At 58.7% G+C, this 23,247-nt stretch carries 23 protein-coding genes and 1 tRNA gene; 13 read left to right on the top strand and 11 right to left on the bottom strand.

The window, feature by feature from the left end; genetic code table 11:
* Positions 1-104 precede the first annotated feature (104 nt).
* The 6 genes from ACOERD_RS24040 to ACOERD_RS24065 form a co-directional block, all read right to left on the bottom strand.
* On the bottom strand, positions 105-1,067 hold the full coding sequence (locus tag ACOERD_RS24040; RefSeq protein WP_419740727.1) for a DNA-primase RepB domain-containing protein: 963 nt from the start codon (positions 1,065-1,067) through the stop codon (positions 105-107).
* A gap of 73 nt (positions 1,068-1,140) precedes the next feature.
* Entirely contained in the window at positions 1,141-1,656 is a 516-nt protein-coding gene (locus ACOERD_RS24045) for a hypothetical protein (RefSeq protein WP_419740728.1), read from the bottom strand.
* Positions 1,653-1,871 carry a helix-turn-helix transcriptional regulator gene (locus ACOERD_RS24050; RefSeq protein ID WP_419740729.1) on the bottom strand — a complete coding sequence of 73 codons (219 nt, stop codon included), beginning with the start codon at positions 1,869-1,871 and terminating at the stop codon, positions 1,653-1,655. Before ACOERD_RS24050 ends, ACOERD_RS24045 begins: the two co-directional genes overlap by 4 nt.
* A 206-nt stretch (positions 1,872-2,077) precedes the next feature.
* Complete coding sequence (locus ACOERD_RS24055; RefSeq protein ID WP_419740730.1) at positions 2,078-2,965, bottom strand: tyrosine-type recombinase/integrase; 888 nt, start codon at positions 2,963-2,965, stop codon at positions 2,078-2,080.
* Positions 2,966-3,186: 221 nt separating this feature from the next.
* Positions 3,187-3,263: transfer RNA gene (locus tag ACOERD_RS24060), tRNA-Pro, on the bottom strand.
* Positions 3,264-3,367: 104 nt separating this feature from the next.
* On the bottom strand, positions 3,368-4,483 hold the full coding sequence (locus ACOERD_RS24065; protein WP_419740731.1) for a THUMP domain-containing class I SAM-dependent RNA methyltransferase: 1,116 nt from the start codon (positions 4,481-4,483) through the stop codon (positions 3,368-3,370).
* 296 nt (positions 4,484-4,779) lie between these two features.
* Here ACOERD_RS24065 and ACOERD_RS24070 point away from each other — a divergent pair, with 296 nt between their 5' ends.
* From ACOERD_RS24070 to nqrF, 6 genes are read left to right on the top strand one after another with little or no spacing between them, the layout of a single operon-like run.
* A complete protein-coding gene (locus ACOERD_RS24070) occupies positions 4,780-6,123 on the top strand; it encodes a Na(+)-translocating NADH-quinone reductase subunit A (protein ID WP_419740732.1) in 1,344 nt (447 codons plus the stop codon).
* A gap of 5 nt (positions 6,124-6,128) precedes the next feature.
* The gene (locus ACOERD_RS24075) at positions 6,129-7,337 is read left to right on the top strand and encodes an NADH:ubiquinone reductase (Na(+)-transporting) subunit B (protein WP_419740733.1); all 1,209 of its coding nucleotides are present in this window, start codon (positions 6,129-6,131) and stop codon (positions 7,335-7,337) included.
* Positions 7,330-8,157, top strand: a complete 828-nt coding sequence (locus tag ACOERD_RS24080) for a Na(+)-translocating NADH-quinone reductase subunit C (protein ID WP_419740734.1) — start codon at positions 7,330-7,332, stop codon at positions 8,155-8,157. The genes ACOERD_RS24075 and ACOERD_RS24080 overlap by 8 nt, the downstream gene beginning before the upstream one ends.
* Positions 8,157-8,810 (top strand): NADH:ubiquinone reductase (Na(+)-transporting) subunit D, encoded by a 654-nt coding sequence (locus ACOERD_RS24085; protein WP_152460184.1) that lies wholly within the window; start codon positions 8,157-8,159, stop codon positions 8,808-8,810. The genes ACOERD_RS24080 and ACOERD_RS24085 overlap by 1 nt, the downstream gene beginning before the upstream one ends.
* Positions 8,810-9,418 carry an NADH:ubiquinone reductase (Na(+)-transporting) subunit E gene (nqrE, locus tag ACOERD_RS24090; RefSeq protein ID WP_170377273.1) on the top strand — a complete coding sequence of 203 codons (609 nt, stop codon included), beginning with the start codon at positions 8,810-8,812 and terminating at the stop codon, positions 9,416-9,418. Before ACOERD_RS24085 ends, nqrE begins: the two co-directional genes overlap by 1 nt.
* Positions 9,419-9,428: 10 nt before the next feature.
* A complete protein-coding gene (nqrF, locus tag ACOERD_RS24095) occupies positions 9,429-10,652 on the top strand; it encodes an NADH:ubiquinone reductase (Na(+)-transporting) subunit F (protein WP_170659344.1) in 1,224 nt (407 codons plus the stop codon).
* A 55-nt stretch (positions 10,653-10,707) separates the two neighbouring features.
* Here the strand turns inward: nqrF and tviB are convergent, their stop codons facing one another.
* Positions 10,708-11,991, bottom strand: coding sequence for a Vi polysaccharide biosynthesis UDP-N-acetylglucosamine C-6 dehydrogenase TviB (tviB, locus tag ACOERD_RS24100; RefSeq protein WP_419740735.1), 1,284 nt, complete (start codon positions 11,989-11,991; stop codon positions 10,708-10,710).
* A gap of 15 nt (positions 11,992-12,006) precedes the next feature.
* Positions 12,007-13,020: a GDP-mannose 4,6-dehydratase gene (locus ACOERD_RS24105; protein WP_419740736.1), complete on the bottom strand. Its 1,014-nt coding sequence runs from the start codon at positions 13,018-13,020 to the stop codon at positions 12,007-12,009.
* 167 nt (positions 13,021-13,187) lie between these two features.
* On the opposite strand from ACOERD_RS24105, the gene ACOERD_RS24110 reads away from it, so the two are divergent.
* Positions 13,188-13,889 carry a metallophosphoesterase family protein gene (locus ACOERD_RS24110; RefSeq protein WP_419740737.1) on the top strand — a complete coding sequence of 234 codons (702 nt, stop codon included), beginning with the start codon at positions 13,188-13,190 and terminating at the stop codon, positions 13,887-13,889.
* A gap of 43 nt (positions 13,890-13,932) precedes the next feature.
* Here ACOERD_RS24110 and ACOERD_RS24115 read toward each other — a convergent pair whose 3' ends face one another.
* Positions 13,933-14,457 carry a CBS domain-containing protein gene (locus ACOERD_RS24115; protein ID WP_170481434.1) on the bottom strand — a complete coding sequence of 175 codons (525 nt, stop codon included), beginning with the start codon at positions 14,455-14,457 and terminating at the stop codon, positions 13,933-13,935.
* Between the two features lie 112 nt (positions 14,458-14,569).
* On the opposite strand from ACOERD_RS24115, the gene ACOERD_RS24120 reads away from it, so the two are divergent.
* The 4 genes from ACOERD_RS24120 (at position 14,570) to ACOERD_RS24135 (ending at position 17,833) form a co-directional block, all read left to right on the top strand.
* Positions 14,570-14,755, top strand: a complete 186-nt coding sequence (locus ACOERD_RS24120) for a hypothetical protein (RefSeq protein ID WP_170377287.1) — start codon at positions 14,570-14,572, stop codon at positions 14,753-14,755.
* 66 nt (positions 14,756-14,821) lie between these two features.
* Positions 14,822-15,847: an FAD:protein FMN transferase gene (locus tag ACOERD_RS24125; protein WP_419740738.1), complete on the top strand. Its 1,026-nt coding sequence runs from the start codon at positions 14,822-14,824 to the stop codon at positions 15,845-15,847.
* A gap of 15 nt (positions 15,848-15,862) precedes the next feature.
* Positions 15,863-16,099 carry a (Na+)-NQR maturation NqrM gene (gene nqrM, locus ACOERD_RS24130; RefSeq protein ID WP_170377292.1) on the top strand — a complete coding sequence of 79 codons (237 nt, stop codon included), beginning with the start codon at positions 15,863-15,865 and terminating at the stop codon, positions 16,097-16,099.
* Between the two features lie 93 nt (positions 16,100-16,192).
* Positions 16,193-17,833: a sulfatase-like hydrolase/transferase gene (locus ACOERD_RS24135; RefSeq protein ID WP_419740838.1), complete on the top strand. Its 1,641-nt coding sequence runs from the start codon at positions 16,193-16,195 to the stop codon at positions 17,831-17,833.
* Here the strand turns inward: ACOERD_RS24135 and ACOERD_RS24140 are convergent.
* The gene (locus tag ACOERD_RS24140) at positions 17,830-19,251 is read right to left on the bottom strand and encodes a pyridoxal phosphate-dependent decarboxylase family protein (RefSeq protein WP_419740739.1); all 1,422 of its coding nucleotides are present in this window, start codon (positions 19,249-19,251) and stop codon (positions 17,830-17,832) included. The genes ACOERD_RS24135 and ACOERD_RS24140 overlap by 4 nt on opposite strands.
* A gap of 3 nt (positions 19,252-19,254) precedes the next feature.
* Positions 19,255-20,388 carry a DUF819 family protein gene (locus ACOERD_RS24145; protein ID WP_419740740.1) on the bottom strand — a complete coding sequence of 378 codons (1,134 nt, stop codon included), beginning with the start codon at positions 20,386-20,388 and terminating at the stop codon, positions 19,255-19,257.
* Between the two features lie 213 nt (positions 20,389-20,601).
* On the opposite strand from ACOERD_RS24145, the gene gpmI reads away from it, so the two are divergent.
* Positions 20,602-22,116, top strand: coding sequence for a 2,3-bisphosphoglycerate-independent phosphoglycerate mutase (gene gpmI, locus ACOERD_RS24150; protein WP_419740741.1), 1,515 nt, complete (start codon positions 20,602-20,604; stop codon positions 22,114-22,116).
* Complete coding sequence (locus ACOERD_RS24155; RefSeq protein WP_419740742.1) at positions 22,113-23,243, top strand: murein hydrolase activator EnvC family protein; 1,131 nt, start codon at positions 22,113-22,115, stop codon at positions 23,241-23,243. The genes gpmI and ACOERD_RS24155 overlap by 4 nt, the downstream gene beginning before the upstream one ends.
* Positions 23,244-23,247: the final 4 nt, after the last annotated feature.

Raw genomic sequence — 23,247 nt, forward strand, 5'->3', positions numbered from 1 at the left:
CTCTGCGGCATCGGCCATCTTCCGTAGCCAAGCGGCCTGTTTGCTATTCTTGGGCAGCTGGTCCAAGTACGAACGAACCTTGCCGCACAATCGTCCTGCCGGCCTCATAAGCTTGCCTCCTTCTGACCTATTGCCCGATAGGCAGCATCGACAGTTGCAAATACATACCCCGGTCGCCCCATTGCCTTGTCGCTTAGCGCGCCTAGCCATGCTTCGACGGACGACCTTGGCTCGCGCGCTCGCAGCAACGTGCAACAGAACGCGAAGTCAGCGACGGAGCGATCCTCAGCGTGCTCATCCATCAACTCAGAGTGCAGCATGCGGACGGCTTGCGGCATTTGATCGGCTGTTATGCCGCTCTCTATCTTCAATCCCGTTCGTTGGACGGTAGGTGCAGCTTCGGACTTGCCGACAGCGCTCGTAGCGAGTTCGAGCAACGCTCTACAAGCTGTGAACTTGGCATGGCGCTGGATCACCAACGGGGGAGGCGTGGTGAACCGCCAAGGCTTCGAGCACGTGGTCGCAGGCATATGTAAGCTTGCGCCTACGTGTGCGCTGCCAGTATCGCCGCAGACGCGATCGGCCAACCAACGGGCAGCAGCCTTGTGCACTTCAGGTGGGTGGTTCCGACCGGGCAATGTGAACATCAAGTGATGCCGACCGGGCGACGTCTCGTGGATTACAGCAGGTCGGACACGGTCGAGAGCCAATAAGTTCAGCGCTTCGTCCAGCGGCGTGTCGTCCAAGTCCAGCAGCACGTGTGTTATCGCGCCGATAGGCTGCATTAGCACCTCGCGCCCATAGCGAGACTGTTCGGTTATGGTTGAGAGTAATGACCGTTTGGCTCGCTTGCCCTGAGGGTGCGTGTTCACCACCATCTTGTGCAGGAGATCGTGCGAAGAGACGGTATCGTCGAAGTGGCATCGACTCCGATTAGCACTGTATGTTGTACGGCCTTGCTTGTCGGTCTGTTCTTCAGTCCAGCGGCCGATTACACGGATACGCCATGCATCGGCGGGTAGTGCCTTGAAGAGTTGGTCAAGCAGGTAAGTGTGGTGACGCGCCATTAGACGACCCGCCTGTGGTAATGCGCCTGCATCCAATCCCCAAGGGGCGGCTTCTTCTGTGCACTTGGTTGCATCATGTCATCTCGTCGTACACGTGCCGCCAAGTGACGCCGTTCAAGATGTTGCTGATGGTCGTTGTGCTGACCCGGAACCGGTCTGCAATGCGCGCCTGCTTCATACTGCTGGCAAGTCGATGCACCTCTCGCACATCGTCATGGGTCAATCGGGCGTTGGGGGCACGTTCGCCAATCGGAGCGGTTCCCTGTGCGTATCGGTCGAGCGCGTTGTCTTGTCTGGTTCCCGACAAGAGGTGGTCCGGGTTCACGCATGCTCGAACGTTGCACGTATGTCGCGTGTCCCACTCACCAAGCATGTCGAGTTCATCGCGTACGGCCACAATGAAGCGAGCGATGCGCATCTTGGTATAGTTTACACCGATTTGTGGCCTGCCGTTGCTGTGATTGCCGCCAGTCACGAACAGGCAACCACGCGCATCTGAGTGCGAGTATCGCGAGGCAATCTTGTCTAGCAACTTACGGTCTTCGGGGTGGGCTTCAAACGTAGCCAAGCGGGTTGCAAGCGGGTTCACTGGCGATCCTCCGGGTCGGCTGACTCATATGCTCGATTGTTGATCCATGCCTCGACGTCGCTGACACGGAACCGCCATGTGCGTTCGCTAATCTTGTGTACTCGTGGACCGCGTCCTTGGCGCACGAGACGACCGAGTGAGCCGCGCGCGATGCCGATCCGGGCTGCGGCTTGGGCCGTCGTTAACCAAGTGCTGTTGATAGACGAAATGGACACTGTACCGCGCCTCCTTCTCGGGTAGCGCGGCCACGGCAGATGCCGTCTCGGTCCGACTTCTCATGATACAAGGGGCCGATGGCGCCTCAGATCAATCTTGGCACATTGGAGACTATGGGTCAAGCTAATCCGCACCATATATTGTGCATTGAGGTTCGGATTGCCCTGCAATGCACAACATGCAGTGCATGCGCATGTGCACTACATCACTCAGTTGCGTGCATCCGCTTGACGACATCCGATGCTCGCAGTCTTGCGTAGCGTTCGAGCAGCACACCCGCATCGCGGTGTCCCGTCAACACTTGTACCTCCGCCACCGACCAGCCCGCCAGCAGCTTGTCTGTGGCTGCTTGAGCACGTAGATCGTGCAACCTGATATCCTCGACCTGTGCCCGTGTACGCAGCCGCTGCCAATTGAGCCTCACCGCGTTCGTGGTAGTGGGCAGAACTCGGTCATCGGTGCGCGGCAACTGGTGCAGCACTTCAACGGCGGTGGGTGACAGCGGCACGAACCGTGCATGTCCGTTCTTCGTCTTCGGTAGCAGGATCGTGCAGGCTTCTAGATCGACATCTCGCCACTTCATCGACAGCAACTCGCCACGTCGCATCGCGGTCTCACGGGCCAACAACAACAGCGGTCGCATCAGTGGGTTCAAGCACTCTCCTGCGGCCCACAACAGGCGCTGCCACTCATCGTCTGTCAGCCTGCGTTCGCGTCTGTGGTCAATACGTGGCCGCTTCACGTGCCGCAGTGGGTTCGCTTCGCTGCTTGCGTTGTTGCCACGCGCTCGGTCGATTGCGGTCTGCATAAGCGACAACTCACGCACGACCGTAGATGGCTTCGCACCTTGAAGCCTCTTGTCGCGCCACTTCGACACATCATCCACCGTAATTGCTTCGATGCGCAACTTCGCCACCTTCGACCGACCGAGTGCCAACAATCGCCAACGCTCAACTGTCATCTCGTCAGCCAACTGGCGTAAGGCATCAGCAAGTGTCATCGCTTGTAGCGCATCGGCTTGCTGCTGTGCGCGTGATGGCAATGCACCGCCAACCGCATCTGCCTGTGCCTCGACTGAGTTCCCCCACTTCACAGCATCTCCACGCCTGCCGAACGACTTGCTTGCCGTCCTGCCGTCACGTCTGACGATGCACTGCCACTTGCTTCCACGCTTCCTAATTGTCGCCATCTCGCTTGCTCCATTGATGGGGCAACGCGGTGTTGTGAGTGACGAGAGAGTGACAGACACGTGCACGCCAGTGCGTGCTCTTGTGAGCAACTGCAGAAGATGTGTGTCACATCAAGCAGTTGATCTGGTCGGAGTGAGAGGATTCGAACCTCCGACCCCTGCCTCCCGAAGACAGTGCTCTACCAGGCTGAGCTACACTCCGACCGTGGCGTCGGGTCTATACGCGTGGGTTGGGATGCGCAAGGGGGTTCTTGTGCGTGAAATTGGAAAAGTCTTGGCGCGCTCAGCCGGGTTGCACTGAATGCACTATTGTAGAATCTCGGTTCTATAAAGACGAATTTTCGTGCCGCCGTGATCGACGAACGGACCAGTCGGCAGAAAAGGCAGGCGCGTCGCGCGGGCGAGGGCAGGGGCGCTGGTGATGACGCCGACGCGCCACCCCTGAAAGCGGTTCATCAGCGTTTTGCCAAGGCTGCCATATAGCGAACGTAGTCGTTTTTCATCGCCAATCCGTGCGCCGTATGGGGGGTTCACGATGACCAGGCCAGCGGGCCCATAGGGTGGTTTGATATCGCTTACGGCGCGATGCTGAAAACGGGTATGCTCTGCCACACCAGCCTGTTCGGCGTTGGCAGAGGCGGCCTCGACGGCGCCTGTGTTTCGGTCGGAGCCGTAGAACTGAAGGGGGCTTTCGGATGGGTGGCAGGCACTCTGCATTGCCTGCCATGCCGCTTTGTCGAACCCGGACAGCTGCTCGAAAGCGAAGGATCGCGAACGTCCCGGTGCCAGCCCAAGGGCGATCTCGGCCGCCTCAATCACAAACGTCCCCGAGCCGCACATAGGGTCAAGAACCGGCTCTGTCCCCTCGAACCCGCAGTCTCGCAGAAACATCGCGGCCATGGTCTCGCGCATGGGGGCCTTGGCGACAGCGGTTTTGTGGCCGCGCTTGTGCAGCGGCTCGCCTGAGCTGTCGATCGACAGCGTGCAGAGATCCTTTTCGATGCGCAGCAGAACGCGCAGATCAGCCTCGGAAGAAATCGCTGCGCCCAAGGTGTCAGAGATTGCGCCCTCAATGCGCTGGCGCGCAGCCCCGGCATGGTAAATGCGAGACTTGCGACTGGTGGCTTCGACCTTGACGGGAACGTCGGGGCGAAGAAAGTCCGACCAGGGAAACTTGCGCGCGCGTTTATCCAGTTGGGCCAGATGGACGGCAGGAAAGCTGCCGATGCGCACCAGAACCTTGTTGGCACCGCGTAGGACAAGATTGGCCCGCCAGACCTCTGACCAATCACCCGTACAGCTGACGCCGCCGGGCACGACGCGTGCGCCTGCGAATCCGTGCTGCGTGGCCTCGGCGCAGAGCGGGGTTTCGAGGCCCGGTGTTGCCACCAAGAAGATATCAAACTCGTGGGTCATGCTCATTTTTGTTGCTTACACCGGATGCGGCAGAGGTGCGACCGGCAAAATATCGGTGTGTTAGCGCCAATATGAACATTCGATTAAGACAAAGTGACAAACAATAGATAATTTCGAGCCTAACGGGTTTGCGTTTCTGGTCGTCGGCGCGTAAAGGACCGACATCAGACACACGCCTGCGGATTCCGACCAGCAAATAGCTCTTTGCGACCCGGTCGGTTTATCATCCGCGCTATCAGATGCCTCTTCCAATTGGGCGATGATAGCTGGCGCAGGAGAGAGGCTTGGAAGACAGTAGCGAGATGCAAACTTTCAAACTGAAAAAAGGGCTGGAATTGCCGATCGAGGGTGCCCCGGATCAAACGATCCAGCCAGGGCCGGAATTCAGCCAGGTTGCGGCTTTGGGCGGCGACTATTTGGGGTTGAAGCCCCGCATGCTGGTGCAGGAAGGCGATGAGGTGCAGCGTGGCACTCCGCTGTTCTGCCACAAGGACGTCCCCGAGGCGATGATGGTTGCCCCGATGACCGGCAAGGTCATTCAGATCAACCGGGGTGCGCGCCGCGTTTTGCAAAGCGTTGTGATCGAAATCTCCGACCCAAATGACGCGGGTGTTGATTTCTCGGGCGTGGGCAATGGCGACACGGCCGAGGGCGTGGCAGAAAAACTCTGCGCGGCGGGTCTTTGGACGGCGTTCCGCACACGGCCCTATTCGAAGATGCCGGCGCCCGACACCAAACCTGCGGCGATCTTTGAAACGGCGATGGACAGCGAGCCTCTGGCCGCTGATGCCGCCGTAATCATCGCCGATGCAGGGGACGCCTTTGCCGCCGGTCTGGCGGCGGTTGCCAAGCTTTCCGATGGCAAGACCTACCTGTGCCACAAAGATGGCGACGCAGTTCCAGGCGCAGATGTTGCCGGAGTGGAAGCGGCGGCCTTCGCAGGCCCGCACCCTGCCGGTCTGGCGGGTACTCACATTCATTTCCTGGAGCCGCTCGCAGGCGACAAACAGGTTTGGACCATCGGATATCAGGACGTCATCGCGATTGGCCGCCTACTGCAGTCCGGCCATCTGGACCCGAACGTCGTGATCGCTCTGTCCGGACCAGGCGCACGTCAGCCGCGTTTGATCCGCACCGCCATGGGTGCCTCGACAGATGAGCTGACGAAGGATGAGATCAACTTGGACGGAACACCCCGGATTATTTCGGGCTCGGTTCTATCGGGTACTCAGGCTGAAGGGCCGACGGCCTATCTTAGCCGGTTCGCACGTCAGATCACCATCATCCGGGAAGACCACGATCAGATTCCGATGGGCTGGATTCGTCCGATGCCGTCGAAATACTCGGTCCAACCGGTTCTGGGTTCGGCATTGTCCAACAAACTGTATAATCTGACCAGCAACCTCAACGGTGGCCGTCGCGCGATGGTGCCGACAGGTGTGTTCGAACGGCTAATGCCGCAGGACTACTTGCCCACGCAGCTGCTGCGGGCCTTGCTGGTGATGGACACCGATACCGCTCAGGCACTGGGTGCACTGGAGCTGGACGAAGAGGACCTGGGCCTTGTGGGCTTTGCCTGTCCGGCGAAATATGAATATGGGCTGGCGCTTCGCGACTGCCTCGCCAAGATTGAAAAGGAGGGCTGATCCAAATGGGTTTGCGCAGCTTCTTTGATCGGATCGAGCCAAACTTTACCAAGGGTGGCAAGTACGAGAAGTACTTCCCCATCTACGAGATGGTGGAAAGCTTCATCTACACTCCGAAAACTGTAACCACCGCCGCGCCGCATGCTCGGTCGTATATCGACATGAAGCGGATCATGACCTACGTCGTGATCGCGACGATCCCATGTATCCTGTGGGGGATGTACAATACCGGCTATCAGGCGAACTCGGCCATTGCGCTGCTGGGGCCTGAATCGGCGACCGGATGGCGTATTGCTCTGCTGCAGATGTTTGGTATCTCGCTGGACCCCTCAAGCGTCTTTGCCAACGTGATGCACGGGCTCACTTATTTCCTGCCGATCTACATCGTGACACTTGTCGCGGGTGGTATCTTTGAGGTCATCTTTGCCACTGTGCGCGGCCACGAAGTAAACGAGGGTTTCCTTGTTACTTCAATGCTTTATACGCTGATCATGCCCGCAACCGCGCCTCTTTGGCAGGTGGCGTTGGGCATCATCTTCGGCGTTGTAATCGGGAAAGAAGTTTTTGGCGGCACCGGCAAGAACTTCCTGAACCCGGCTCTGGTTGGTCGTGCGTTCCTGTACTTCGCCTATCCGGCGAGCATGTCCGGTGACACGGTTTGGACACCGGTTGATGGCTACTCGGGCGCAACCGCTCTGTCCGTCTCGGCGTCGCAGGGCTTTCAGGCGCTGGCCGCTGATGGCATCACTTGGTGGAACGCGTTCTTCGGCTCGATCCAAGGCAGTTTCGGTGAGACTTCGACCCTTGCCTGTATGATCGGTCTGGCCTTCCTGCTGGCCACTCGGATCGCCAACTACCGCCTGATTGTAGGCTGTTTGGCTGGCACGATTGGCTTTACCCTGCTGCTAAACCTGATCGGTTCGGAAACAAACCCAATGTTTGCGATGCCTTGGTACTGGCATGTGGTAATTGGTGGGTATGCCTTCGGTCTGGCCTTCATGGTGACCGAGCCTGTTTCGGCCAGCCACACCAACATGGGTCGCTACATCTATGGCGCGCTGATCGGTATCATGGTTGTGATGATCCGTGTCATCAACCCGGCTTTCCCAGAAGGCATGATGCTGGCCATTCTGTTCGGTAACGTCTTTGCTCCGCTGATCGACTACTTCGTCGTCCAAGCCAACATCAAACGGAGGGCGCGTCGCCATGTCTGATACGCAATCCCCAGATCAAAACGAGGCACCAAAAGGCGCGATTGCCAAGTTTCTGGCAGCTTCGCCGGACTCTGTCGGCAAGACGATTATCATCGCGGTTGCTGTCTGTCTGGTCGCCTCGATGGTCGTGTCCGCAGCCGCCGTTAGCTTGCGCCCGGTGCAGGAGACCAACCGCCTGAAGGACAAGCAGGTCAACGTTTTGCAGGTGGCGGGCGTTTATGAGCCCGGCATCGACGTGACCGAAGCTTTCGCAGCGTTTGAACCTCATGTGCTGGAGTTGGCGACCGGTGAGTTTGTCGACGATCGGTTTGACCCGGCCACATTCGACGATATCGCAGCCGCTAGCGACCCTGAGCTGAGCGTCGCGCTGGATGATGATCCGGCGGGCATTGGCCGCAAGTCGAACTACCGCGTGATCTACCTGCTGCGTGACGCTGCAGGTGATCTGGACAAGGTGATCCTGCCTCTGCACGGCTATGGCCTGTGGTCCACGCTCTATGGCTTTATCGCGCTGGAAAATAACGGCAACGATATCTATGGCCTGCAATTCTATCAGCACGGCGAAACCCCGGGCCTTGGGGCCGAGGTGGACAACCCACGCTGGAAGGCTCTGTGGAACGGTAAGAAGCTGCGCGACGACAATGGTGATCTGCAAATCACCGTGTCGAAATCCCAGCCGGCCGCCGGACCCGACTTCTATATCGACGCGCTGGCGGGGGCCACTTTGACCTCGGTCGGTGTCGATAACCTGGTGAAATTCTGGATGGGCGATGCGGGTTACGCACCGTTTCTGGCCAAACTGCAAGCAGGAGAGCTCTGATGTCCCAGACCAAGAAAGAGATGCTGGTCGACCCGCTTGTCGACAATAACCCGATTACCTTGCAGGTGCTGGGCATTTGTTCCGCGCTGGCGGTGACCTCGTCGCTGCAGGTGTCGATGGTGATGGCGCTGGCGGTGATCTTCGTGACCTCGTTCTCGTCCTTCTTTATCTCATGCCTGCGCAACCAAATCCCCGGTTCGATCCGGATCATCGTGCAGATGGTGATCATCGCCTCGCTGGTGATCCTGGTGGACCAGATCCTCAAGGCTTATGCGTTTGAGATATCGAAAACCCTGTCGGTTTTCGTTGGCCTGATCATCACCAACTGTATCGTGATGGGCCGCGCCGAGGCGTTTGCTATGAAGAACCCTCCGGTTGCGTCCTTTATCGACGGCATGGGCAACGGTATGGGCTACGGCCTGATCCTGCTGCTGGTGGGCTTCATTCGTGAGCTGTTCGGTGCCGGGTCGCTGTTCGGTGTCACCATTCTGGAGACCGTCAACAACGGTGGTTGGTACGTGCCCAACGGCATGCTGCTTCTGCCCCCGTCGGCGTTCTTCATCATCGGTCTGATCATCTGGGCCTTCCGCACATGGAAGCCGAACCAGGTGGAAGAGCGTGAATACAAAATTCAGCAGGTAGAGGCCCACTGATGGAAGGTCTGATCTCACTAGCCGTAAAGGCCATCTTTGTCGAAAACCTTGCGCTCAGCTTCTTTCTGGGGATGTGTACGTTCATCGCCGTGTCGAAGAAGATCTCGACCGCGCTGGGTCTGGGAATTTCGGTCATGGTCGTGCAGGCCATCACCGTTCCTGCCAACAACCTGCTGCTGAACTACCTGCTGAAACCGGGTGCGCTGTCCTGGGCCGGGTTCCCGAATGTGGACCTGACCTTCCTTGGCCTAATCTCGTATATCGGGGTGATTGCGGCGATGGTTCAGATCCTCGAGATGGTTTTGGATAAGTATTTCCCGCCGCTCTACAACGCGCTGGGGATCTTCCTGCCGCTGATCACGGTGAACTGCGCCATCCTGGGTGGTTCGCTGTTCATGGTGGAACGTGATTACAACTTTGCAGAGGCGACCACTTATGGCCTGTCTTCGGGCTTTGGTTGGGCACTGGCGATCACCGCAATGGCGGGCGTTCGTGAAAAGCTGAAATACTCGGACATTCCCGACGGCCTGCAAGGTCTGGGGATCACCTTCATCACCGCGGGTCTGATGGCGATGGCCTTCATGTCCTTCTCTGGCGTGAAACTGTAAGGAGGGCAAAATGGAAACTTTTGGTTTAGGCGTTGCCCTTTTTACAGTAATTGTCATCGCGCTGGTGACGATCATTCTGGCGGCCCGTTCGAAACTGGTCTCGACCGGTGACGTGAACATCACGATCAACGGCGAAAAGACCATCTCGGTCCCTGCCGGCGGCAAGCTGCTTCAGACCTTGGCGGCCGAGAAGCTCTTCGTTCCGTCTGCTTGTGGTGGCGGTGGTACCTGCGCGCAGTGTCGGGTGAAGGTACATTCGGGCGGTGGGTCGATCTTGCCGACCGAGGAAAGCCACATCACCAAGCGTGAAGCGGCCTGTGGCGACCGTCTGTCCTGTCAGGTTGCGGTCAAGCAGGACATGGACATCGAAGTCCCGGAAGAGGTCTTTGGTGTCAAGAAATGGGAATGCACGGTTCGTTCTAACGAGAACGTGGCGACCTTCATCAAGGCTCTGACCCTGGACCTTCCCGAAGGCGAGGACGTGAACTTCCGCGCTGGTGGCTACATCCAGATCGAGGCCCCTGCGCACCAGTTGAAATACACTGATTTCGACGTGGAAGAGGAATATCGCGAGGACTGGGATCGCTTCAATCTGTGGCAGTACGAGTCTGTCGTCGCTGAACCGATTGAGCGTGCCTATTCCATGGCTAACTATCCGGACGAAAAGGGCATGATCATGCTGAACGTCCGTGTGGCCTCGCCCCCTCCGGGATCCGATGGCATCCCTCCGGGTCAGATGTCGTCCTACATCTTCAACCTGAAACCGGGTGACAAGGTCACCATCTCGGGTCCGTTCGGTGAGTTTTTCGCCCGCGAAACCCAAAAAGAGATGGTTTTCATCGGCGGTGGTGCGGGTATGGCCCCCATGCGCAGCCACATCTTCGACCAGCTCAAGCGTCTTGAGAACCGTGATCGCAAGATCAGCTTCTGGTACGGTGCGCGGTCGAAGAAAGAGATGTTCTTTGTCGAGGATTTTGACCAGCTGGCCGAAGAGTTCGACAATTTCGATTGGCACGTCGCCTTGTCGGACGCGCAGCCCGAGGACGATTGGAAGGGCTATACCGGCTTCATCCACAACGTTCTGTTCGAAGAATACCTCAAGAACCACCCCGCGCCCGAGGATTGCGAGTTCTACATGTGTGGTCCTCCGATCATGAACCAGTCGGTCATCAATATGCTGCTGGATCTGGGTGTGGACCGCGAAGACATCATGCTCGACGATTTCGGCGGGTAAGAGACAAAAAAGCCGGCGTATGGTGCGCCGGCTTTTTTTTGGACTCCAGACCGCGTCAGAGCCTCAAGTCACTCGCGTCCCTCGGCAGGCAGGATTTGATGTCGAATACTACGCTGTTGGGTTTGCCGTAAGCTCGGAATGTTGACGGATCAGCGTCTTTGTATTCCTGATGCGCGACGGCCAGAACGACTGCATCATAAGTTCCGTCCTGAGGGGAACTTGAAAGCGAGAGGCCGTATTCAGCCTCGGCTGCGGCGGGGTCGGCATGGGGATCGTGGACATCAACGCTGATGCCGTAGCTCTGCAATTCTTCAATGATGTCAACGACGCGTGTGTTCCGCAGGTCAGGACAGTTTTCCTTGAAGGTCAGGCCGAGAACCAGAACCCGCGCCGCTCCGACATTGATGCCGCTGCGGGTCATGCGTTTCACCAGTTGAGACACCACATAGCTACCCATCCGATCGTTCAGCCGCCGACCGGCCAGAATGATCTGAGGGTGATGGCCCACGGCCTCGGCCTTGTGGGTCAGATAGTAGGGGTCCACGCCGATACAGTGCCCGCCGACCAGACCGGGGCGGAAGGGCAGGAAGTTCCACTTGGTTCCTGCGGCGCGCAAAACGGCCTCGGTGTCGATCTCCATCCGGCCGAAGATCATCGCCAGCTCATTCACCAGCGCGATGTTCAGGTCGCGCTGGGTGTTTTCGATCACCTTTGCAGCCTCCGCCACGCGGATGCTTTCAGCTTTGTGCGTTCCGGCTGTGATGATCCGTGCATAAAGCGCGTCGACCAGATCCGCCACCTGCGGGGTCGAGCCCGAGGTCACCTTGCAGATATCCGCAATCCGATGGGTCTTGTCGCCGGGATTGATCCGTTCGGGGCTGTAACCGGCAAAGAAATCAGTGTTGAAGCTCAAGCCCGAGGTGCGTTCCAGCACTGGCACGCAGTCTTCCTCGGTCGCGCCGGGATAGACGGTGGATTCGTAGATCACCAGATCGCCGGGTTTCAGGACCATTCCCACGGTTTCCGAGGCCGCGAGTAAAGGCGACAAGTCAGGTTGTTTGCCCGCGGTGATTGGGGTGGGGACCGTGACGATGAAGGTGTCGCATGCCGCAAGGTCGGAGGCTTGCGTCGTGAAACTCAGGCCCGATGCGGCGGCAAGGTCTTCGGGCTCGACCTCTTGCGTTGCGTCCTTGCCATCGCGCAAGGCGTCGATCCGTGCGGCGTTGATATCAAACCCGACCACGGGGCCGATTTTTCCAAAAGCGACCGCCAGCGGCAGGCCGACATAGCCCAACCCAATCACGGCGATTTTGCGGGCGTCAGGATTGGTTTCCAGCATTCCGGTCTTGGCCCTCTACTTGCCGTGATAGTCGCGGAACCACGCAACAAATTGCGCGATCCCGTCTTTGAAATTGGTTTCCGGACGGTACCCTGTCAGGCGTTGCAACAGATCAGTATTGGCCCATGTGGCGGGGACGTCGCCCATTTGCATGGGCATGTAGTTGCGGATGGCCTTTTTCCCGATCGCCGACTCAATGGCTTCGATGAAATCCATTAGGCGCACCTTGTCACCATTGCCGATATTGACGACACGGTAGGGCGCGACGGGGGACAGGCTGTCGCTGTCCTCGATCTCATCCGTGCTGGCGGGCCGCACCGGAGGCACGTCGATCAGCAAGCGGATGCCACGGACCAAATCCTCGACATTGGTAAAGTCGCGATACATGTCGCCGTGGTTGTAGATATCAATCGGGCGGTCTTCGAGGATCGCGTCTACGAACTTGTACAGCGCTAGATCTGGCCGCCCCCAGGTGCCATAAACCGTGAAGAAACGGAACATGGTGGTCGGCAGGTCCCAAAGATGGGCATAAGAATGGGCCATCGCCTCATTGGCCTTCTTGGTCGCCGCGTAGATCGTCAGCTGCGTGTCGGCCTTTTCAACCTCGGTAAACGGCATGTCCTCATTGGCGCCATAGACAGAAGAGGTGGATGCCATCAGAAGGTGCTGTACCTTGTGCTGACGCGCGACTTCCATCACGTTGAAGGTGCCGACGACGTTCGAGTTGATGTAGCTGCGTGGCTCTTCCAAGCTGTAGCGCACGCCGGCCTGTGCGGCGAGGTGGATGATCACCTGGGGCTGGAACTCATCCGCGACCTGCATCAGCCGTTCGTGGTTTTCCAGCATGTCCTCGGTGGTGGTAAAGCCGGGATTTTGCAGCAACAACTGGTGGCGTCGTTGCTTGAGGGCGACGTCGTAATAGTCGGTCATCCCGTCATAGCCATGCACACGGAACCCTTCGGACAGCAACAGCTTCGCCAGATGAAAGCCAATAAATCCGGCCGTGCCCGTGATCAAAACCCGCTTCATACATCCCTCACGCTTCGGCGACCCGTCTGCAATGTCTATCAAGGTTGCGCGGCCATTGGTCAACCGCCCGTTTCCGGGCCGATTGCCGATTGTCCGTCGTAGCCGGTCAGAGTAGAGGTCATTGGATGGTGACGGGTTGGATCAGAGGGCTACTTGGACCGGGCGGAATGCGCGGCGCGGATGTGTCGGGCATAAGACCTGAGGCGCGTTTCGTGGCGGTCGGAGATATCCACGGACGTCTGGACCTGTTGCAAGCCCTGCTGCCGAAGCTTGATGAGGGCCTGCCCTGGGTGTTTGTCGGTGACTATATCGACCGGGGCGATTACAGCGCGCAGGTGTTGCGGCAGTTGAAACATCTGAGTTTGACCTCGAACGGGCGCGTAACCTGCCTGCTGGGCAATCATGAAGAGATGTTACTGCGGTTTCTTGAGGATCCGTTCGGAATTGGCCCGCTGTGGATGAACAACGGGGGCGTCCAGACGCTGGCCTCCTTTGGCATTAAGGATATCCACGCCGATAGGGGCGATCTGGCAGAGCGTTTGCGCCTTGCCATGGGCGAGGCGCTCGTGGACTGGCTGACCGAGAGGCCCTTGATGTGGAACAGCGGCAATGTCTCTGTCGTTCATGCCGCTCTGGACCCTCGGGTATCAGCGGAAAAACAGGACCGGAGAACCTGTCTTTGGGGCCACCCCAAGTTCCGACAGCAACCGCGCCGAGATGGTCAATGGGTGGTGCATGGACACACAATCGTTGATCAGGCCGAGGTTCGGGACGGGGTCATTTCGATCGACACCGGCGCTTTCGCGACCAACTGCCTGACCGCTGCTGAGTTGTACCCCGGAGGGGTCACGTTCACGGCAACGGCTTAGGTCGTTTGGCCCGAGCCGAAAGATCGCCGCGGGCCGAGTTGCTCTAGCCTACGATCATCTGCTTCATACGCAGCGCTTCGTATTCCAGCTCTTTCAGACGGAAATGCACGACGTCACCGATGGTGATCATACCGCATAAAAGGCCATCGCGGACAACCGGCATATGGCGGAACCGGCCCTCGGTCATGGTTTTCAGAACCGCATTCAACGTATCGTCGGGCGCGCAGCTCTGAACCTCTTTGGTCATCAGATCTTCGACCGATTGTGGCAGGGTCTGGCCGGGCGTATCAGCCATCCGGCGCACGATGTCACGCTCGGACAGGATGCCCTGCAGCGCGCCATTCTGGTCGGTCACCAGAACGGCACCGATGTGTTTTTCCTTGAGAATATTCACCACCGTGTGGATCGTCTCGTTCGGACGGACCGAGAACACCGCGTCGCCTTTCCCCTCAAGCAGTTTCGCCACGGTCGTCTGCGACTGCGACAGGTTCGATCCCGTCGACTGGCTGTAGGTGGACTTGTCCTGCTTGTCGCCGCGTGTGGGGGCCTGGTATGAGGTTGGGGCCATGGGTAATCTCCTTTTTGGTTCTTGCAAAGTCTTTCCCTTTCACCTTAGCGCAGCTAAATGGCCTGTATAGGGTGCAAATGCCCGCATCGGCGAAAACCCGGAGTCCAAGTCTGTGAGTGACATCTATCTGACACCCCCCATTGCTGCGCTGATTTTCTTTGTTGTGGTGGTCTGCGGCCATAATTTCCGGATGGTGTGGAAACAGCAGCCGGACGGGTGGCAAAAGCGGGCGTGGCTGTTCGGACTTCCAGCTGGGATCGGCCTTTTGATGTTGGGTTTTTTGCCGCTAAAGCTGTGAAGCCGGTTTGACTCTGACCGGGGTCGCTGGCATATGCCGGGCACTGCTTTTCCCGGAGACTGATCCATGCGTCTACTGCCTGCGCTGGCCCTTGCCACCCTTTTGACTGGCTGCCTGTTCGACAAGGAACCCGATGTGGTGCGCCTGTCGGGTGAGACCATGGGTACGACCTTCAATGTCACTGCGATTGGCGAGGATCTGGACGAAACCGCGTTGGCTGCATCGGTCGAAGAGACTCTGGCCGCAGTCAACGCCAAGATGTCGAACTGGGATCCGAATTCCGAGGTTTCGACCTTCTCGGCGTCCACCAGCACCGACCCTGTTGCGGTATCCGACGAGTTCGCGCTGGTTCTGGCCGCTGCAAATGACGTTCACGACAAAACCGATGGAGCCTTTGACGTCACCCTCGGCCCGTTGATCGAGCTGTGGGGCTTTGGCCCGCGCAAGCCCGAAGACCCTGTGCCATCCGATGCTGATATCGAGGCTACTCTGGCGGGTGTCGGGCAAAAGCGGCTTTTGACGCTGGATGCTGAGGCAGGAACGCTGACAAAATCCGAACCTGGCGTTGGGATCAATCTATCGGCCATCGCCAAAGGCTATGGCATTGACGCCGTCGCCGAGACCCTGCGGGACGCAGGCATCGAAAACTATCTGGTCGAGATCGGCGGTGATCTGGTCTCAAAAGGCCAGAATGACAAGGGCGAAACATGGCAGATCGGAATCGAAAAGCCTCAGGCCGGGTCCCAGAGCTTGCAGCTGATCGTGTCGCTGGACGATCGCGGCATGGCCAGCTCGGGCGACTACAAGAACTACTTTGAACAGGATGGCGTGCGCTATTCGCATATCATCGACCCTACAACCGGGCGCCCGATTACGCACCGGACGACCTCGGTCACGGTTCTGGCGGAAAACGCCATGATGGCGGATGCCTGGGCGACTGCAATGCTGGCGCTTGGTCAGGAAAAGGGTATGCAACTGGCCGAAGAGCATAAACTTGCCGTGTATTTCATCTCGCGGGATGTGACAGGCGGCGATGATGCCTATATAACGTCGCACAGCAGCGCGTTCAAAGACGCCCTGGGCACCAACTGATTGGTAGGAACCGAGATGAGCACCTTCATTCTGGCCTTTATTCTTCTGTCTCTGGTCATGGTCGGCATGTCGCTGGGTGTGATGTTGATGGGTAAAACCATCAAGGGCAGCTGCGGCGGTCTGAACGCGATCTCGGGCGCGGATAAATGCGTGGTCTGCCAAAAGGACATCGACCCGGACAGCCCTCTGCGGGATCAGCTGCAATGCAAGCGCGCCAAGAAGATGCTGGAGCAGATGGAGCGTCAGGCCTAATCGGCATTTGCACTGCCCATCGGGAATTGGCTAGATAGCCTCCGGACCAGATCGGAGGCGCGTGTGGCCAAAGCCAAGAATATCCTGTTCATCATGTTCGACCAGCTGCGCTGGGATTACCTGAGCTGCTACGGGCATCCGCACCTCCACACGCCGAATATCGACCGTCTGGCCGCCCTGGGTGTGCGGTTCAATCGCGCCTATATCCAATCGCCGATCTGTGGCAGTTCGCGCATGTCGACCTATACGGGTCGGTACGTACATCCGCATGGTGCCTCGTGGAACGGGATCCCCTTGAAGGTTGGCGAGATGACCATGGGCGACCACCTTCGTAAGGCGGGGATGGAATGCTGGCTGGTTGGCAAAACCCATATGCGCGCAGATGCGGAAGGCATGGCGCGGCTCGGCCTTGAACCGGATAGCCTGATTGGCGCCCGTGTGGCGGAATGCGGTTTTGACGTGTTCGAACGCGATGACGGCATGCGCCCTGAAGGGCCGGACGGGTTTTACGACCCCGATGGGGCCAAGGCCTACAATGAGTATCTTCGAGACAAAGGGTATGAAAGCGACAACCCCTGGCATGACTTCGCAAATTCCGGTTTGGATGCGGACGGCAATGTTCTGTCTGGCTGGTTCCTGAAAAACTCGTCCGAAGCTGCGAACATTGCCGAAGAAGACAGCGAGACTCCCTATCTGACCGGGCGCGGGATTGAGTTCATGGAGACCCATGACGCCCCATGGTGCTGTCACCTAAGCTTCATCAAACCGCACTGGCCCTATATCGTGCCAGAGCCCTATGCCTCGATGTACGGGCCTGAGCATGTGCTGCCGGTGGTGCGATCTGACGAGGAACGCCAGAACGCGCACCCGGTTTTGAAAGCGTTCATGGAGACCAAAATCGGTGAGACCTTCTCGCGCCAGGATGTGCGTGAGGCGGTGATCCCGGCCTATATGGGCCTAATAAAGCAGGCCGATGATCAAATGGGCCGGTTGTTCGACTGGATGGAGCAGACCGATCGGATGGACGATACGATGATCGTCCTGACTTCGGATCACGGGGATTTTCTGGGCGACCATTGGATGGGCGAGAAAACGTTCTTCCACGATACCTCGACCAAAATGCCGCTGATTATCTATGACCCTTCGCCCGAGGCCGACGCGACCCGAGGCACGGTGAGCGATGCGCTGGTTGAATCCATTGATCTAGCTCCGACATTCGTCGAAGTGGCCGAAGGCGACGTCGCCAATCATATCCTCGAAGGTCATTCCCTACTGCCGATCCTGCATGGGCAGGCGCAGGAGCTGCCTCGTGATGTTGTGATCTGCGAATACGACTATTCCGCGTCGCCAATTGCCGAGCGCATGGATGCCTCGGTCCGCGATGCGGTGATGTTCATGGTCGCCAACAAACGCTGGAAGCTTATCCATTGTGAGGGCGGGCACTGTCCGATTCTGTTCGATCTTGAAAACGACCCGGAGGAGTTGGTTGATCTGGGCAACAGCGAAGATCATTCCGAGGTGATCAGTGAAATGTATGACCAACTGTTTGCATGGGCGCGCCGCCCGTCACAGCGCACAACGCGGTCTGAACAGCAACTGATCGAGATGCGAACCAAAAGCCGGGGCAGGGGGATCGTGTTGGGGATCTACGACGAAAATGACATGCCGCTGGAACTGACGGTCAAATACCGAAACCGCAAAGCCAAGCCTTACAAGAGTTATCTGAAGGACTAACTGCGCCGCGCTTTCCACTGAACATATCGGGCCATGCCGCGCTCCAACAGGTTCGGGGTCTTGCCGTCATCCAGATGCAAATCTCCTCCACCAGCCCGGTACATCTCGGCAAACACATCCAACACCTTGGATTTCACCATGCCGCGCAGCGGGACATGGGCCATCATGCCATAGGTCGCAGCCCCTCCGGTTTTGGCGAGCTCAGGGTTGGCGCGAACGGTCGCGACCGCCTGGGCGAGATCGCTCAGGTATTCATCGGTTACATGCCGGTGTTTGGCAGTGACCATGCAATGGATGCCATCTGGGTTTTGAACGCGATTGATGCTCCAACCGGCGCGCTCCAGTTGATCCGCCACGGCATAGATGTTGAGCTTCGGATCAGTTGAGCCATAGGCCAGCGACGGCCCCTGCGGGTTCCCCAGAATGCGCAGGCCGTCTATCGCGACTATGCCTGCCTTCAACGTCTCGACCGCTTCGGTCGTGTCTTTCGCCAACCGGCAGTAGCCGTCTTCGCCCAGTTTCTGCATCACCGCCCAGGCGGCGGCATAGGCTCCGCCCGGTCTGGTGCCCAGCAGGGCGGGTGAGGCAAAAACTCCTCCGGGCCAATCCTGGCAGACGAACATCTGGTGCTTCAGCAGGTCCAGATTGCGATAGAGGATGGTCGACGCCCCCTTGGCCGCATAGCCGTATTTGTGCAGATCAGCCGAGATGGACGTCACCCCCGGCACCCTGAAATCCCAATCGGGCAGGTCAACGCCGTTCCGCTCCATGAAGGGCAGGATCAGCCCGCCGACGCAGGCGTCGATATGCAAGGGAATGCCTTTGGACTGTGTGATCGCGCCCATCTCGGCGATTGGATCAATCGTCCCATGCGGGTATTCCGGCGCAGAACCGAGTACCATCACCGTGCCCGCGTCAATCATCCTCGCAAACTTGGAGATATCGGTGGCGTAGTCCGGGGTCATCGGCAAAAGGCGCGCCTTGACTCCGAAGTATTCGGCCGCCTTGAACCAGGCGACATGGGCGGTCTTGGGCAGGATCATGTTCGGACGGGTCACCTTGCGCATTTTGCGCGCCATGTCCCGGTAGGTTTTGACCGCCATCAGACAGCTCTCGGTGCCGCCCGCAGTGACCACGCCACAGGTGTCCGGCCCGCCCTTCAGCAACCCGGCCAAGGTTGAGATGATCTGCGTCTCCATCCGTTTGAGGCTTTGGAACGCGGCCGGATTCAATCCGTTGGCTGATGAGAAAGCGCTATAGGCCTTGGCTGTGAAAGCGTCGTGGTCATCGTCCAGATGATAAACAAGGCTCCACGTCCGGCCCTCACGGTAGTTCGGGTCGTTTTCGGCAAAGGATTTTAACTGGTCCAGGATCTCGCCCTCGGGGCGGCCTTTCTCCGGCAATTTCTGATGATCCACGTCCTATCCCTTTCCTGCCAGCAGCAGCGCCAGTGAAATGCCCAGATAGTTCCCGATGGCAAAGCCAAGAATGCCGGTTGCTATGCCTGACATCAAAATCGCAGGGTTTCGCAAGCTGCGCGCGACCATGGGCACAAAAGCAGGCGACATAACGGCAGCGACCGAGGTGATCAGGAACGTATCCCGGTCGACCCCCGCAACGCGTGCGAGCAGGGCATGCAAACCGAAGCTGCCGAAGGTGGCGATCAGCACAAAGCCAAGAACGGACAGGTCCATATCGCGCAACTCCGCCAAATCCATTGATGCCGCAACGCTGAAAGAAAACGCGTAAAGCAGGTACATGCCCATATGAGGTGCGGCCCGGTTCTTGCGCAACGACGGCGTGACTGAGCCGAGCAGACCCATCGATGTCAGAAGAACCACAGTCATGACCTGCGAGGGCGCAAAGCTGAACAGAGGGGTCAGAAGCACGGCTGCGGCCACGCAAAATGAACCAGCCAGAAAGGCCACCACCCCCTGGTGGAGCATATTCGGCGCGTTGGCCTCGTTCGAGTCGGGCGCCTGCGTGTCGCGATCACCCGGGAAAGGCTTCAGAAAGCGGGCGAAAACCAACGGGGCCAGAGTCATTACAAACAACAGGTATCCTGCGCCGACAACAGTATCGACGGTTGCAAACAGCAGATATCGGTTCTCGGGGATATCCAGCGCTAGTTTGATCGCGCCCATATTCGCAAGGCCGCCGGTATACATCCCCACAGCCATACCGGACAGCTGCTCACTCTGCGCTGTACCGCCTGCTTGAAACGCAAAGAAAAGGCCCGTCGCAACAAGCGTGACCGAGACAACGGCCAGTGCCATCGACAAAAGCGCAGAACCTGCGATCCGCCCCCAAGCCCCAAGGTCGACCCCAAACAGCAGCAACGGTAGGGCAAGTCCCAAACTGGCCTCCATGACCACGTCACGGACCTGACCAGCCGCGTCAGGTTGCAGACCAGATAGCCCCAGCGCCAATCCGGCCATATAGCACAGCACAATCGGCCCCAGCCGTCCGGCCAAAGTCGAATGCCGCGCTAGCAGCACCATCGCGGCGGGCGCCAAAAGGTATATCAGTGCGAAGACTGCGATCTCTGGCTGCATAGGTTCCCTCTCCCTGAAGGTAAGACTAGGCAGCGCGACGCCGTTCGCACAAGGTGGTCTGACGTAAGGTTCACGTTCCTTTCGGGTAAGGAAATCCGGGTGTCTGGGTCGGTTTACGAAACGATTAAATCTGCGCTGATGGGCGCAAAGGCGGTTCACCCCAAAGCGGTCAGGCGATAGAAGGTTCGCCAAGAGCAGTTACCGGAGACCAAAATGGCCATGCCCAAACCCGTAGTTCTGTGTATTCTTGATGGTTGGGGATTGTCCGAAGACACTCAGGCCAACGCGCCATATTTGGCCAATACACCTACATTCGATGCGATCATGCAGGGCCCGCATGCCACGCTGATAACGCATGGGCCGGATGTGGGTTTGCCCAGCGGTCAGATGGGAAATTCCGAGGTTGGGCACACCAATATCGGTGCGGGCCGTGTGGTGGCGATGGACCTAGGCCAGATTGATCTGGCGATCGAGGATGGCTCATTTTTTAACAACGCCGCGCTGCAAGCTTTCATTGCTAAGGTGAAAGCGACGGGCGGGACGGTGCATCTGATGGGGCTAGCCTCGGATGGCGGTGTCCATGGGCATGTGAACCATATCGTTGCAGCGGCCAAAGCGATCACGGATGCCGGCGTTCCGGTGGCTCTGCATGCAGTGACCGACGGGCGCGATGTCGCTCCGAAATCTGCTTTCACCTACATCTCCGAGCTTGAGGAACGTCTGCCAGAAGGCGCGCGTATCGTCACCGTTTGCGGGCGTTACTTCGCCATGGACCGCGACAACCGGTGGGAGCGTGTCAGCCAAGCCTACAACGCCATGATCAAAGGACAGGGCCGTGCCGGTACCGCGGTGCATGCGGCAGTCGATCACGCTTACAACCAATCCGAGACGGATGAGTTCATCGTGCCGACCGTGCTGAAAGGTTATGACGGTGTCAAAGATGGTGACGGGTTTTTCTGCCTGAATTTCCGCGCCGACCGCGCGCGGGAAATACTGCGCGCGATTGCCGAGCCGGGCTTTGACGGTTTCGACACAGGCCCGCGTCCGGTTCTGTCCGCATTGTTGGGCATGGTCGAATATTCCGACGGCCACAACGCCTATATGACGACCGTGTTCCCCAAACGGGCCATCGCGAACACTCTGGGCGAGTGGGTGGCCAAGCAGGGATTGCGCCAGTTCCGTCTGGCCGAAACCGAGAAGTATCCCCATGTCACCTTCTTCCTGAACGGCGGCAAGGAGGTCCCCGAAACTGGCGAAGATCGCTTCATGCCCAAGTCGCCCAAAGTGGCCACCTACGATCTACAGCCCGAGATGTCCTCGGCCGAGGTGACGGACAAGTTCGTTGAGGCCATCGAAGCGGGCTATGATCTGATTGTCACAAACTATGCCAACCCCGATATGGTCGGCCATACCGGAGACCTTGGCGCTGCAATCAAAGCCTGCGAGGCCGTGGATCAAGGTCTGGCTCGCGTGGTTGCCGCGCTGGAAAAAGCCGGGGGGGCGATGATCGTCACCGCCGATCACGGCAATTGCGAAGTGATGATAGACCCGGAGACAGGCGGCCCGCATACCGCGCATACATTGAACCCGGTTCCGGTGGCTTTGGTTGGCGGTCCTGAGGGGGCGACGCTCCGTACCGGGCGTTTGTCGGACCTTGCGCCCACTTTGCTGGCACTGATGAACCTGCCCAAACCGCCTGAAATGACTGGGGAAAGCCTGCTGTCATGAGGGTCCTGGCCGCAGCCTTGGCGGTGGTCCTGTGTGGCCCGGCGGAGGCGCAGAACACGCCGTCTCAGGCGGCACTGGCGGCAGCCGAGATGTTGGAACAGGCGTCCATCTCGCTGTCTGAGGCGGAAAGCGCACGCGACCGGGTGCGCGCTCTGACCGAGACGATCCAAGCTTACGAGGCCGGGTTGTCCGCCATGCGGGACGGGTTGCGCATGGCCGCCACGCGCGAGGCGCAGCTGTCGGCGGAGCTGCGTTCACGGGAACAGGATGTGGCACAGTTGCTGGGTGTATTGCAGACCATTGAAACGACCACCCCGCCGGTGCTGATGTTGCACCCTTCGGGCCCCTTGGGGGCTGCGCGAGCCGGGATGATGCTGTCCGAAGTGACACCGGGCCTGAATGCCAAGGCGCAGGCTTTGGCACAGGATTTGCAAGAGGTTCAGACCCTGCGCCTGTTGCAGCAGGATGCAGCGGAAACCTTGACCGAAGGTCTGACCGGGGTGCAGTCCGCCCGCACCCGCCTGAGCGAGGCCATCGCGGATCGCACTGGGTTGCCGCAGCGCTTTGTTGAAGACCCGATCAAAACGGCGATCCTTATCTCTTCGACAGAAACACTGGATGGGTTTGCTACAGGCCTGTCGGAAATCTCGGAAGGGGAGATCGCGGAAAGCGACGACAATATTCAAAGCCGCAAAGGCGAAGTGCCACTGCCGGTCCAGGGCGTTCTTTTGCACCGGGCCGGGGAAACAGACGCAGCAGGCGTAACGCGGCCGGGGCTCGTGCTTGGTGCACGCCCCCGTGCCCTGGTGACGACGCCCACGGCGGCTACAATTCGCTACCGGGGGCCGCTTCTGGACCTTGGCAATCTGATCATTCTAGAGCCCCAGCCCGGCCTTCTGTTTGTCTTTTCGGGCTTGCAGGAAGTCTACGGAGACATAGGTCAAGTGATACCAGAGGGCACTCCGGTCGGTTTGATGCCCGGTGAAACGCCGGAAATCGGTGCTATTTTGTCAACTCGTGGTGATGGCACTGGAACTGACCGGTCAGAAACGCTCTATATAGAGGTCAGAGAAGATAACAGCCCCGTGGACCCCGAGTCGTGGTTTCGGACCAGCAAGGATGGATAAACGA

Source organism: Ruegeria sp., from assembly GCF_965199275.1.
Taxonomy (GTDB): Bacteria; Pseudomonadota; Alphaproteobacteria; order Rhodobacterales; family Rhodobacteraceae; genus Ruegeria.